Genomic DNA, 12,675 nt, shown 5'->3' on the forward strand with positions numbered 1-12,675 from the left:
GATCATCGAATATGCGGAAGGTCAGCCCTCCACCAACCGCCGCACCGCTGCGGGCAACTCCCTGGTCCGGCGGTAGGGCCCCGCCACCGAAGCCGCGAAGGGCCGCGCCAGTAGCGTTTTCGCGATGCCGGTGACCTCTTCCGTGGTCACCGCGTCGATGCGGGCCAGGGTGTCGGAGACGCTGCGATGGTTGCCGTAACTGAGTTCGCTGCGACCGATGCGGTTCATCCGGGAAGCGGAATCCTCCAGGCCGAGCACCAGTCCGCCGCGCAGCGATCCCTTGGCGCGGGCGCATTCGGCGTCGGTAATGCCGTTGGCGGCAACGTCTTCCAGCACACCGCGGGCAAGGGCCGCGACCCGGCCGAGATTCTCCGGCTGACAGCCGATGTATACCGAGAAGGCGCCGGTGTCGGCGAAGGTGTCGACACTGGAGTACACGGAGTACGCCAGCCCGCGCTCCTCCCGAATGCGTTGGAACAGACGGGAACTCAAGCCACCGCCGACCACCGTGTTGAGTACCGAGAGCGGCCAGCGCCGTTCCCCCTCGTGCCGCCCGAAGGCGCGCACGCCGAAGGCCAGGTGCGCCTGCTCGCTCTCGCGGTGGCTCCAATGCAGTTGCGGCGCACTGTGCGGCCGAAACCGGCCCTCACGGCGCCTCGCGGGCGCGGCGGCCAGATCGAGCCGGTTCCCGAAGGCGCGATGCACCAACTCGACCGTGTGCTCGTGTTCGACATTGCCCGCCACCGCGACGACCATCCGATCCGGCCGATACCGGCGCTGATGGAAGGAACGCAGCTGCGTCGCCTGCATCGCCTCGATGGATTCGACGGAACCGATCACCGGCCGCCCGATCGGATGATCGCCGAAGAGCGCCGACAGGAACGCGTCGCCGACCAGATCCTCGGGATCGTCGTCGCGCATGGCGATTTCCTCGAGCACCACCTGGCGCTCCACGTCCACGTCCACCGCACGGCACAACCCGTTGAGCACCACGTCGGAGACCAAATCGACAGCCAGCGGCAGATCTTCGTCGAGCACATGCGCGTAATAGCAGGTCTGCTCCTTCGCGGTGAACGCGTTGAGTTCCCCGCCGACGGCATCCATCGCCTCCGCGATATCCAGCGCCGAGCGCGTCGGAGTCGCCTTGAACAGCAGGTGTTCCAGGAAATGCGCGGCACCCGCGACGGTGGGCCCTTCGTCACGCGAACCCACACCGACCCACACCCCGATGGAGGCCGAACGCACACCGGGCAGATGCTCGGTGACCACACGCAACCCACCGGGTAGAACCGTACGCCGCACCCCGGTGTCGGCGCCGCTGGCGCGCAACGATTCCTCGGAACGCAGCTCTAGTGACGAACCCCCCTGCTCGTTCCGGAGCAGAGGGGTTACCGTCTTCTTCTTCGTCACAGAGACAAGTACTACTCTGCCTCCGCCGAACCCGCATCCACGGCGCCGGTATCGGCCGGCTCGTCCGCGTTCTCGTCAACCGGCACCAGAGAAATCTTGCCGCGGTTGTCGATATCGGCGATCTCGACGCGCAGCTTATCGCCGACGTTGACCACATCCTCGACCTTGGCGACGCGCTTGCCGTTGCCCAGCTTCGAGATGTGGACCAGACCGTCGCGGCCCGGCAGCAGCGAGACGAACGCTCCGAAGGCGGTGGTCTTGACGACCGTGCCGAGGAAGCGCTCGCCGACCTTCGGCAGCTGCGGGTTGGCGATGGCGTTGATCGCGTCGATCGCGGCCTGCGCCGACGGGCCGTCGGTCGCACCGACGAACACGGTGCCGTCATCCTCGATGGAGATGTTGGCGCCGGTGTCCTCGGTGATCTGGTTGATCACCTTGCCCTTCGGGCCGATGACCTCACCGATCTTGTCGACCGGGATCTTGATCGCGGTGACGCGCGGTGCGTACGGGCTCATCTCGTCCGGGGTGGTGATGGCCTCGGCCATCACGTCCAGGATGGTGGTGCGGGCGTCGTGCGCCTGGCTCAGCGCACCGGCCAGCACCTGCGAGGGGATGCCGTCCAGCTTGGTGTCCAACTGCAACGCGGTGACGAACTCGCGGGTACCCGCGACCTTGAAGTCCATGTCGCCGAAGGCATCCTCGGCGCCGAGGATGTCGGTCAGCGCGACGTAGCGGACCTCGTCTTCGCCCTTGTCGTTCTTGACGGTGTCGGAGACCAGACCCATCGCGATGCCCGCGACCGGAGCCTTCAGTGGCACACCGGCGTTCAGCAGCGCCAGGGTGGAGGCGCACACCGAGCCCATCGAGGTGGAACCGTTGGAGCCCAACGCCTCCGAGACCTGACGGATCGCGTACGGGAACTCCTCCTGGCTGGGCAGCACGGGGATCAGCGCCCGCTCGGCCAGCGCGCCGTGGCCGATCTCGCGGCGCTTCGGCGAACCGACGCGACCGGTCTCACCGGTGGAGAACGGCGGGAAGTTGTAGTGGTGCATGTAGCGCTTGGAGGTCTCCGGGCCGAGCGAGTCGACCTGCTGCGCCATCTTCACCATGTCGAGGGTGGTGACGCCCAGGATCTGGGTCTCGCCACGCTCGAACAGCGCCGAACCGTGGGCCCGCGGCACGACCGCGACCTCGGCCGAGAGGGCGCGGATGTCGGCCAGACCACGGCCGTCGATGCGGAAGCCGTCGGTCAGGATGCGCTGACGCACCAGCTTCTTGGTGACCGAGCGGAAGGCGGCGCCCAGCTCCTTCTCGCGGCCCGCGAAGTCGTCGCCGAGGCGGGAGAGCACGTCGAGCTTGATCTCATCGATCTTCGCCTCGCGCTCCTGCTTGTCGGCGATGCTCAGTGCTTCGTTCAGCTCGCGCTTGGCGGTGCCCTCCACGGCCTCGAACACGTCGGCCTCGTAGGGCGGGAACAGCGGGAACTCGCCGGTCGGCTTGGCGGCCAGCTCGGCGAGGTCGGCCTGCGCGCGGCACAGGCGGGCGATGAACGGCTTGGCGGCCTCGAGACCCTCGGCGACCACGGCCTCGGTCGGCGCCTGGGCGCCGCCCTCGATGAGCGCGATGACCTTATCGGTGGCCTCGGCCTCGACCATCATGATCGCGACGTCACCGGATTCGACCACACGGCCCGCGACGACCATGTCGAATACGGCGTCCTCGAGCTGCTCAACGGTCGGGAACGCGACCCACTGGCCGTCGATCAGAGCGACGCGCACGCCACCGACCGGGCCGGAGAACGGCAGACCGGCGATCTGGGTGGACGCGGACGCGGCGTTGATCGCCACCACGTCGTAGAGATCCTTGGGATCCAGGCTCATGACGGTGACCACGACCTGGATCTCGTTGCGCAGGCCGTCGACGAAGGACGGACGCAGCGGACGGTCGATCAGGCGGCAGGTCAGGATCGCGTCGGTGGAGGGACGGCCCTCGCGACGGAAGAACGAGCCGGGGATGCGGCCCGCGGCGTACATCCGCTCTTCGACGTCGACCGTCAGCGGGAAGAAGTCGAACTGGTCTTTCGGCTGCTTGCCCGCGGTGGTGGCGGACAGCAGCATGGTCTCGTCGTCCAGGTAGGCGACGACCGAACCGGCGGCCTGGCGGGCCAGGCGTCCGGTCTCGAAGCGCACGGTACGGGTGCCGAAGCTGCCGTTATCGATCAGCGCGACGGATTCGAACACACCGGGCTCGACCTCCACGGCCGAGGACTTGCGTTCAGTTGTTTCGGACATTCTCTTCTCTCAACCTCTCGTCTCGCCGGGTCTCGCGCGCTTCTCGGGCGCGACCCGGCTGTCGTCAGCCGTACCGGATACGGACGCGCGGCAACCTCCTGGCTGCGACGCGCACACCCGGCCGATTTCCCCTTGGAAACGGCGACGCGGAGGCGGTCATCGATCGAAGCCCGTCGGGACAACCGAGGAGCCACTACCGAAGACCGACGCCACGCGGGCGAGTGCATACGGCTGTGTTGTCGTGCAAAGGGGGATGGTTCGTTCGAGCGACCGGCCAGCAGTCGCCGGCCTCGTTCCACCCCTCATACACAAATAGCCAACGAGGAGATTGTACGTCTCCCCGTTGGCCGGGTTACCAACTACCCAGGGCAGTCAGCGTGTCTGGCGAAATCAGCGACGCAGGCCGAGGCGCTCGATCAGCGAACGGTAGCGCTCGATGTCCTTCGCCTGCAGGTACTTCGAGAGCCGACGACGACGACCGATCAGGGCCAGCAGGCCGTGGCGGGTGTGGTGGTCGTGCTTGTGGACCTTCAGGTGCTCGGTCAGGTCGGAGATACGCTTCGACAGCAGCGCGATCTGCGCCTCCGGTGAACCGGTGTCCTTCTCGTGCAGGCCGTATTCCTTGAGAATGGCCGACTTCTGCTCGGTGGTCAGCGCCATGCGGCATCCACTCCTATTTTTCAGTTCCGCGCTCGAAGTTCCGGTTACCCGGGTGTGGGCGCCACCGCGGACCGCAGCAAACCCGAGGATCCACCCTACCGGACCGAATTCCACAGACCCAATCGGGTGGTTTCGCACCCCGACCGGCAGGCCCGTTCAGGATCAGGAGTCCGCGACCGCCCCGAGCACCTTGCGGGCGGTCTCCACGTCGCGCCCCATTTCCTTGATGAGTTCGTTCAGCGAATCGAATTTGCGCATGCCGCGCAGGTGTTCGACAAAATCCACCGCGACGTGCTGGCCGTACAGATCCGCTTCGCCGTCGAGCACATATGCCTCGACGGTGCGGGCGCGCCCGGAGAAGGTGGGGTTGGTGCCGACCGAGATGGCGGCCATGGCTCGCTCCCCCGGCGTCACGGTGCCGATGGTCGGGCCGGGGCCGAGCACGGTGAACCAGCCCGCGTACACCCCGTCGGCGGGAATCGCGGCGTGCATCGGCGGCGCGACATTCGCGGTCGGGAAGCCGAGTTCGCGGCCGCGGCCGTCGCCGTGCACGACCACGCCCTCGACCCGATGCGGGCGACCGAGGGCTTCGGCGGCGGCGGCCATATCGCCCGCGTCGACGCAGGCCCGGATATAGGTGGAGGAGAAGGTCACCGCGTGTTCGCCGACCAGCTTCACGCCGTCGACCTCGAAGCCGAAGCGCTCGCCCAGTTCGCGCATGGTGTCGACGGTGCCGCTGGCCTTCTTACCGAAGGTGAAGTTGTCGCCGACCACCACCTCGGCCACGTGCAGCCGCTCGACCAGCAGGTCGTGCACGTAGCGGGCGGGGGCCAGCTTCATGAATTCCTGGGTGAACGGCATCACGCAGAACACGTCGACGCCGAGTTCCTCGGCCAGCTCGGCGCGCCGGGTGAGCGTGGTCAGCTGGGCGGGGTGCGAACCGGGCCGCACCACCTCCATGGGGTGCGGGTCGAAGGTCATCAGCACCGCCGGAACACCGCGCGCGGCAGCGGCCTTCACGGCGCGGCTGATCAGTTGCGCGTGGCCGCGATGCACTCCGTCGAATACGCCGATCGTGAGTACGCACCGCCCCCAGTCCGCGGGCACATCGTCGAGACTTCGCCATCTCTGCACAGTCCGCAGCCTAATGGACACGGCCGGAGGCGGTTCGACCGAAGCCCACGTCACGAGCGTGGGCGAGCCGGATGTCACATAACGCCCCTGTTCCCGTATACGGCCGGTGAACGAGGGTTGGCGCGGGGCGTCGTGATGTGTGAAACGTCGCCCGTATGCATAAGCTCGGGTATGTGCCTGGTAAACGAGACATCGCCACCCGACGTGAGCTGGCCGACAGCTCCACCCACGGCGAACCCGGCGGCAGCACCGCGACGATAGCCCCGGAGCTGACCTCCGTCGCCCAGGACTATCTGAAGGTGATCTGGACCGCGCAGGAGTGGTCACAGGAGAAGGTGTCGACCAAGTTACTGGCCGAACGTATCGGCGTCTCGGCGTCGACCGTCTCCGAGGCGGTGCGCAAGCTGGCCGACCAGGGCTTGGTGGAGCACGCCCGCTACGGTTCGATCACGCTGACCGAACACGGCCGCCGCGCCGCCGTCGCCATGGTCCGCAGGCACCGGCTGATCGAAACTTTCCTGGTGAACGAGCTCGGCTACGGCTGGGACGAGGTGCACGACGAGGCCGAGGTGCTCGAGCACGCGGTCTCGGAACTGCTGATGGCCCGTATCGACGCCAAACTCGGCTACCCCGATCGCGATCCGCACGGCGACCCCATTCCGTCCGTCGACGGCGCGGTGCCGACCCCGCCGGCCCGTCAGCTCAGCGATTTCGCCGCGGGCGAATCCGGCCGCGTGGCACGCATTTCCGATTCCGATCCCGACATGCTGCGTTATTTCGACTCCGTGGGCATCGCACTGGACACCGCCATCACCGTGGTCGAACGCCGCGATTTCGCGGGCACCATCGCCATCCGCATCGGCGGCGCGCAGACGCCCACCGATCTCGGCCGCCCCGCCGCCGAAGCCATCTGGCTCACCGCCTGACCGAGGCGGAGATGACCGGCCTACACCGGGTCGGTCAATGCGGTGCCGAGCCGGGTCAGCAGCGTCTCGAATTGATCGAGTAGTTCCGGCGGATACTCCGCCAGAATCGCGTCCTGACGTGCGGCGTACGGGCCGAAGAATTCATCGGCGAGTTCCTTGACCCGGGGGCTGCTGTGCAGCGTGACGATCCGCCGGTCGGCATGCCCACGGGTACGCGTGACATATCCGGCCGCTTCGAGCCGGTTCAGTAGCGCGGTCATCGCACCCGAGGTCAGCGAGATGCGCTTGCCGAGCAGCGCGGGCGAGAGCGGTTCGCCGAGTTCCTCAGCGGCGCTGATCTCCAGGAGGGCGAAGGCGTCCGTGGAGTGCACGCCGAGGACATCGGCGAAGCGACGGCCCAGTTCGGTGAACTTCGCACCGTAAGCCCGCAACCCGACGGCAAGCCGTTCCCGTTGCGCCGCAATGCCATCGGGCACCCGTTCGGCCATTCCGCACCTCCGTTCCGATCGTCCACGATCGCCGTCGTCCGGATTGACAACCTACCGCGCCGGAAATTACCTTCACCATGAAGTTACTTTATGATGGAGGTAAATTGCAGACCGACGTAGCCCCACCTCGCCGCTACCTGTGGCTCGGCCTGATCGCCATCTCACTCGGCGTGGCACTGATCGTCGTGGACCTCACCATCGTCAATGTGATCGTCGCCCCGATCATCGAGGACCTCGGTATCACCTCGACACAGGCGCAATGGATCCAGGAGTCCTATGCGATCGTGTTCGCCGCACTGCTTCTGCTCACCGGTCGCCTCTCCGATTTGTACGGCGCCCGAAGACTTTTCGTTATCGGGCTCGCGATATTCGGGGTGACGAGCCTGCTCGCGGCGCTCGCACCGAGCGGCGGACTCCTCATCTCGGCGCGATTCCTGCAGGGCATCGGCGGCGCCATGATCCTGCCGACCTCGCTGGCACTGGTGAACGCGACCTTCACCGGCAAGGCCCGGGGCCAGGCCTTCGCGATCTGGGGATCGACGATCGGCGCCGCCGCCGCAATCGGCCCGCTGCTCGGCGGTTGGCTGGCCGACTTCTCCTGGCGCTGGGCATTCGGCGTCAATATCCCCCTGGTGATCGTGATCGCGATCGGCGTGTTCCGGTATGTACCCGCGTCGCCGCGCGGCACCGGCCGGGTCGACGTGGTCGGCGCGATGCTGTCGATGGCCGGACTCGGATTGCTGGCGTTCGGGCTGATCGAGGGACGCACCTACGGCTGGCTGTTCGCTGCGGAGCCGCTCGTCGTGGGCGAATTCACCTGGGACGGTGGTCCGTCACCGGTTCTCGTCGCGTTCGCACTGGCCGCGCTCGCCATGATCGTGTTCTGGCGCAGGCAGTCGATGCTCGGTGCCGCCAACGGCGAACCGCTCATGGATGTGCGACTCTTCCGGATTCCCTCGTTCCGTAACGGCAATGTCGTCACCCTGATCGTGGGTCTAGGCGAATTCGGGATCATCGCGGTGCTGCCGCTGTGGTTGCAGTTCACGCTGGGCTACAGCGCATTCCAAACGGGTCTCGCGCTGGTCGCGCTGGCGGTGGGCAGCTTCTGCGCGAGCGGCGCGAGTTTCTCCCTGCGCGTCCCGGCCCTGGGACAGGTGCGGATCGGACTGGTGCTCGAGGCCATCGGACTGGGCATGCTGGCACTGCTCGCGGGCACCGGCACCACATGGTGGGCGCTGGCGATCAGTCTGTTCGTCTACGGTGTCGGCGTCGGATTCGCGACCGCACAGGTCACCAATGTGGTCCTGGCGGAGGTGCCCGCGGAATGCGCGGGGCAGGGTTCGGGTATCCAGAGCTCCGCCCGCGAACTGGGCTCGGCGCTCGGGATCGCGGTACTCACCACGGTCTTCTTCAGCACCCTCGGCACCGGCGTGCGCGATCGCCTGGTCGAGGCAGGATTCCCGGATCAGGAGGCCGATCGGATCCGCGCGACGGTGACCGAGAGCGCCGGATCGGCTATTCCCGCATTCGCCGCCGAGCCGCGGACCGTCACCGCGGCGACCGCCGCCCGCGAGGCGATGACCACCGCACTGGCGATATCGAGTTACGCCTGCGCCGCGCTACTGATTCTGGCGCTGGCCGCGAGCGCCTTCATCACCACGGCCACGCCGACGGTCGCCGCTCAGGATGCCGCCCGATAGGTCCTGCCGAGTCCGTTGTGCCACCGGCCTGGCGGCACAACGGACGGAAGGTCAGCAGATGGGGAAGTATTTCCGCAGACGGTCGGGGACGCCGTCGGCCATGGCTTCGGCCCAGCAGATGTCGTGCGGAAAGACCGCGTAGGTGGTCCACGGGCCCGCGTTCGCGCGGCGCACGATGCGCTGGGTGTCGCCCGGGAGGTCCCACGCGATGACGGCCCATGCGCCGTCGCACTCCGACACCAGTGTGCGGGCGGCGCGGAATTCGGCGGAGACGTCGAGGTCGCGCACGATGGTTTCGGTGGCGCAGGTGGGCGGGAGTCCCGGCTCCTGGAAGCGCAGCAGCCCGGTCACGACCTGGCCGGACTCTACGACGAAGGCGCTGTGCATTCCTTCCGGCACCGGGGACGTCCCGGCCGGTGCCCGCATGCCGAACTGATAGCAGCCCAGGGGTGCGGTGAAGACGGCACTGCCGGTCGCGTCGGTGACCGCGTCCTGACGCAGCGCCTCCCGCGTTTCGCCGACCGGAATATCGAGCCGCGCCGGATCGCACGGCTGCCGCAGTGAGATATGCACCGGGACATCGGGCACGGCGGCGCCGGACAATGTGACGGTGCGCAGCATGATCGCGCCGAACCCGACGGCGGGCGGAATCGTATTGGGCGGCAACGACGTCGCCGGAGAGACCACAGGCGTCGCCGGGGATGCTGCGGGCGCCGACGATCCACCCGACGGCGGCGCCGGTCCGTCACCGCCCCCGCACGCCACCACCGTCGCCGCCACCGCGGCGAGCACCATAGCCATCCTGACGATTCCGAGCGCACGCATCGACGCGGGCCTTCCGATCGGGTCCAGTGTTGCCCGATGTATCGCGCACCGGGACCCGGTGGTTATCGCTGTCAATGCCCCTAACTCGCCTCGCCGTCCAGCACCCGCAGGGTGACACGGGAGGCCAGCGGTTCGTAGTGCTCGGTGAACAATTTGGCGACGAGTTCGCCGCGGCTGGTGACGCCGACCTTGTCGAATACGGCCTTCACATGGTCGCGCACGGTATGCGCGGACAGGCAGAGTTCGGCGGCGATATCGGCGGTGGATCGGCCGCGGGCGATCAATTCGGTCACCTCGAGTTCGCGAGGGGTCAGTTCGTAGGCGGCCACCACCAGTGACGCGACCTCCGATGGTGTGGCCGCGTCGATGACCATGGCCGTCGTCGTGGCGTTTCCGTCGGCATCGCGCAAGCAGGAGGCGTGACAGATCAGCCAGCGGCCCGTCGTGGTCCGGATCCGGATCCGGGAACTCTCACCGGTCAGCCGCGCCCGGCCCGCGGTGCTGAGAATCCAGACCGGCAGCGGTAGTTCGATGCCGACCGCGGTCACCGCCGACGGGCCCGGCGGCATCTCGGCGAGCAGCTGCCTGGCTTCGTCGTTGATCGACACCAGCGCGCCCGTCGCATCGAACAACAGCATGCCGGGGGCGCCCTGCCGCGGCGCGGACGCCGGAACCGACGGCTGGGCGAAGCCGCGCAGCCGTCGCGCCATCGGCGCGGACAGGCTGTTGATCAGTGCGATATCCATGGCGCGGAAAGGCTTTCGGCCGCGCTCACGGAACAGGCTCAACTGACCCCATGGCTGCCCGTCGACGCGCAGTACCGCCCGCAGCTCGTCCTCGAAACCGCGCGGGCACATGAAATTCCGGTACAGCGGGCTCAGCGAAGGGCGATCGCCGGTTACCGCACGTAATCCGGCGACCGGAATCGGGGCGCGCGCGAGATCGCGGAAGAGATTGACATGTTCGGCGAAAAGCTCTGACTCCCAATATGTTCCGCAGCCGCCCTCGTGCAGATTCTCCACCCGCACCGGTGCGGTGGTCAGCCCGTTGACGGGATCGGTCGCCACCCACACCGCGGCGTCGAACGGCGCGATGCGGCGCAGTCGGGTCGAGGTCTGCGCGAACAGTGCGTGCGCGTCGGGGGCAGAGGCGATCTCGGCCAGCAGTGCGCCGACCGCATGTGGCGTCGGAGTGGTCATGCTCGTCATCCTGCCGCCGGTCGCGCGCGCTGGCCATCCCTCATATGAGGGGAAGCCGCGGGTCCAGCGGGGAAATTCCCGCAATCGCGGGATATCGCGCGCGCCGTCGCCGGATGACGCTGATCGGGGCCTCGGCGAGGGGCCACGACCAATCAGGAGGATCATCATGCATATCGGCATCATCGGCGGCGGGGCTGCCGCGGTCGGCCTGCTCGACGCGCTCGCCGCCGACGAGTCGACGCCCGGCGGCATCACCGTATTCGACGGTTCCCCCGCGGTGTGGCGGGGGCGGCCGTACCAGCCGGATCTGGCGGCGGTGCGGGTGAATGCGCCGCCCGCGCTGATGTCGGTGCGGGTCGGCGACCGTGGGCACTACGAGCGATGGGTGGCGGAACGCGACGATGCGGCGCGCTACCTCGACGAGGGGCTCGGACAGCCGCTGGTCCCCCGCGGCGTCTACGGCGAATATCTCGAGCAGACCGCGCGAGCGGCCATCACCCGGTTGCGGCATACGGGGTGGCGAGTGGATGTCGTGAATGCCCGGGTGACCGGGTTCGCCGCGGGCGCGTTGCACACCGACGACGGCGGTGTCCATCGCGTGGACCGCGCTGTCCTCGGTGTCGGAAGTGGTGGTCCCCGTGACCATTACGGATTGACCGACGCACCCGGGTATGTCAACGAGCCCTATCCGCTGGCGCGCACCGTGACCGATATCCGGCCCGACGCGCACGTCGCGGTGATCGGAAGCGGACTCACGGCGGTCGATATCGCGGCGGCGCTGACGGCGAACGGTCACACCGGCCCGATCAGCCTGCTCTCGCGCAGCGGCGTCCTGCCCTATGTGCAGCAGCGGCCGATTCCGCTGATGCCGGAATATCTCACACCCGCCGCCGCACTGCGGCTGGCCGCGGACGGCACCGTCACCTTCACCCGGTTGGTGGACCTCATGCGCGCCGAACTCGCGGACTCGGGCCATGATTTCGACTCCTTCGCCGCGGAAATCCTGTCGACGGATACCGAGGAGCCGGTGTCGCGGCTGCGCCGCCAGGTGGACGCGATCGATGACCCGCACCCGGGCCGCCGCCTGCTGACCATGGCGATTCGCACGATGGGCCCGATACTGTGGCCGGTACTCGCGGAGGCCGACCGGACCATGTTGCGCACCAAGGAATTCCGCACGATCAGCAGCCTGAGTTCTCCGATGGTCCCGTACAATGCCCGCATCATGTTGCGGCTGCTGGATTCGGGACAGCTGCGATTGCGGGCCGGACTCACCAAGATCGAGGCGCGGCCGGGCGGCGGCTTCACGGTATTCGATGACACCGAGTGGCGCGCCGACGCGCTACTCAATGCGGTGAATCCGTCCGCCTACACCGTTCCGCGGGAAACCGAAGCGCTGGTGGCCGACCTACTCGCCTGCGGTATAGCCGAACTCGCACCGACCGGAGGCGTGCGGGCCGAACGGGGCACCCGTCGGTTCCTCGTGGGTGAGCGTCCCGATCCGACCTGGCATGTGCTGGGCAATCTGGCGGCCGATTCGATGTTCATCGCCACCAACCCCCCTGGTCTGGCGGCGGAGGCCGCCATTCTCGCCCGGCACCTGACCTAGATCGGTTCAGCGCGCGAGGAAGTCGAGCAGGGCGCGGAATTCGGCGGGTGAGAGGTAACCGTCGCCGTCGCGATCGGCGGCGGCGAGCAGGGATTCGGCGGGTTCGTCGATGCGGCCGGCACCGACGTGACGAATGAGGGATTCGAGTTCCTCGACCGAGATCTTGCCGTCGCCGTTCACGTCGAAAACCTCGAAGGCGGCGTCGGCGTCGGTGACCTCGATGCGGCCGCCGACCACGGCGGCGTCGAATTCGGCCCGGGAGACCAGGAAGTCGCCGTTGGTGTCGGCGGCGGCGACCATACGCTCGACCGCCTCCACATCCACCTCCCGGCCCAGCGCGCGAATGCCGGTGAGGATGTCCTCGACCGATACCAATCCGTCTCCGTCGCGGTCCCAGAGGTCGAAGGTATCGACCGGATGTCCACTCATAGCC

The 12,675-nt window shown here is 67.8% G+C and carries 11 protein-coding genes; 3 read left to right on the plus strand and 8 right to left on the minus strand.

Features of this window, described 5'->3' with window-relative positions; all coding sequences use genetic code 11:
- Positions 1–21: 21 nt before the first annotated feature.
- From AB0H61_RS04545 to AB0H61_RS04560, 4 genes are all read right to left on the minus strand, one after another.
- Entirely contained in the window at positions 22–1,347 is a 1,326-nt protein-coding gene (locus tag AB0H61_RS04545) for a pitrilysin family protein (protein ID WP_357299886.1), read from the minus strand.
- 74 nt (positions 1,348–1,421) lie between these two features.
- Positions 1,422–3,701 carry a polyribonucleotide nucleotidyltransferase gene (locus AB0H61_RS04550; protein ID WP_357299102.1) on the minus strand — a complete coding sequence of 760 codons (2,280 nt, stop codon included), beginning with the start codon at positions 3,699–3,701 and terminating at the stop codon, positions 1,422–1,424.
- 390 nt (positions 3,702–4,091) lie between these two features.
- Entirely contained in the window at positions 4,092–4,361 is a 270-nt protein-coding gene (gene rpsO / locus AB0H61_RS04555; RefSeq protein WP_067678534.1) for a 30S ribosomal protein S15, read from the minus strand.
- 162 nt (positions 4,362–4,523) lie between these two features.
- Entirely contained in the window at positions 4,524–5,495 is a 972-nt protein-coding gene (locus tag AB0H61_RS04560; RefSeq protein WP_357299105.1) for a bifunctional riboflavin kinase/FAD synthetase, read from the minus strand.
- Between the two features lie 155 nt (positions 5,496–5,650).
- Between AB0H61_RS04560 and AB0H61_RS04565 the strand changes: the two genes are divergently transcribed.
- Positions 5,651–6,421 carry a metal-dependent transcriptional regulator gene (locus AB0H61_RS04565; protein ID WP_357299107.1) on the plus strand — a complete coding sequence of 257 codons (771 nt, stop codon included), beginning with the start codon at positions 5,651–5,653 and terminating at the stop codon, positions 6,419–6,421.
- Between the two features lie 20 nt (positions 6,422–6,441).
- On the opposite strand, the gene AB0H61_RS04570 is transcribed toward AB0H61_RS04565, so the two are convergent.
- The gene (locus AB0H61_RS04570) at positions 6,442–6,909 is read right to left on the minus strand and encodes a MarR family transcriptional regulator (RefSeq protein ID WP_357299109.1); all 468 of its coding nucleotides are present in this window, start codon (positions 6,907–6,909) and stop codon (positions 6,442–6,444) included.
- 104 nt (positions 6,910–7,013) lie between these two features.
- Here AB0H61_RS04570 and AB0H61_RS04575 point away from each other — a divergent pair, with 104 nt between their 5' ends.
- Positions 7,014–8,609 carry an MFS transporter gene (locus AB0H61_RS04575; protein WP_357299110.1) on the plus strand — a complete coding sequence of 532 codons (1,596 nt, stop codon included), beginning with the start codon at positions 7,014–7,016 and terminating at the stop codon, positions 8,607–8,609.
- Between the two features lie 51 nt (positions 8,610–8,660).
- Here the strand turns inward: AB0H61_RS04575 and AB0H61_RS04580 are convergent, their stop codons facing one another.
- A complete protein-coding gene (locus AB0H61_RS04580; protein ID WP_357299112.1) occupies positions 8,661–9,434 on the minus strand; it encodes a hypothetical protein in 774 nt (257 codons plus the stop codon).
- 80 nt (positions 9,435–9,514) lie between these two features.
- On the minus strand, positions 9,515–10,633 hold the full coding sequence (locus tag AB0H61_RS04585; protein ID WP_357299114.1) for a helix-turn-helix transcriptional regulator: 1,119 nt from the start codon (positions 10,631–10,633) through the stop codon (positions 9,515–9,517).
- 166 nt (positions 10,634–10,799) lie between these two features.
- Between AB0H61_RS04585 and AB0H61_RS04590 the strand changes: the two genes are divergently transcribed.
- Positions 10,800–12,242: an FAD/NAD(P)-binding protein gene (locus AB0H61_RS04590; RefSeq protein ID WP_357299116.1), complete on the plus strand. Its 1,443-nt coding sequence runs from the start codon at positions 10,800–10,802 to the stop codon at positions 12,240–12,242.
- A 6-nt stretch (positions 12,243–12,248) separates the two neighbouring features.
- Here AB0H61_RS04590 and AB0H61_RS04595 read toward each other — a convergent pair whose 3' ends face one another.
- Positions 12,249–12,671, minus strand: a complete 423-nt coding sequence (locus AB0H61_RS04595) for an EF-hand domain-containing protein (protein WP_357299119.1) — start codon at positions 12,669–12,671, stop codon at positions 12,249–12,251.
- Between the last annotated feature and the right edge of the window lie 4 nt (positions 12,672–12,675).

This window comes from Nocardia sp. NPDC050710 (assembly GCF_040654375.1).
Classification (GTDB): domain Bacteria; phylum Actinomycetota; class Actinomycetes; order Mycobacteriales; family Mycobacteriaceae; genus Nocardia.

Bases quoted from the DNA above. Each gene is read 5' to 3' on its own strand.
- AB0H61_RS04550 (WP_357299102.1), bottom strand. From the start codon at position 3,701: ATGTCCGAAACAACTGAACGCAAGTCCTCGGCCGTGGAGGTCGAGCCC.
- rpsO (WP_067678534.1), bottom strand. From the start codon at position 4,361: ATGGCGCTGACCACCGAGCAGAAGTCGGCCATTCTCAAGGAATACGGC.
- AB0H61_RS04565 (WP_357299107.1), top strand. From the start codon at position 5,651: ATGCATAAGCTCGGGTATGTGCCTGGTAAACGAGACATCGCCACCCGA.
- AB0H61_RS04570 (WP_357299109.1), bottom strand. From the start codon at position 6,909: ATGGCCGAACGGGTGCCCGATGGCATTGCGGCGCAACGGGAACGGCTT.
- AB0H61_RS04580 (WP_357299112.1), bottom strand. From the start codon at position 9,434: ATGCGTGCGCTCGGAATCGTCAGGATGGCTATGGTGCTCGCCGCGGTG.
- AB0H61_RS04585 (WP_357299114.1), bottom strand. From the start codon at position 10,633: ATGACCACTCCGACGCCACATGCGGTCGGCGCACTGCTGGCCGAGATC.
- AB0H61_RS04590 (WP_357299116.1), top strand. From the start codon at position 10,800: ATGCATATCGGCATCATCGGCGGCGGGGCTGCCGCGGTCGGCCTGCTC.
- AB0H61_RS04595 (WP_357299119.1), bottom strand. From the start codon at position 12,671: ATGAGTGGACATCCGGTCGATACCTTCGACCTCTGGGACCGCGACGGA.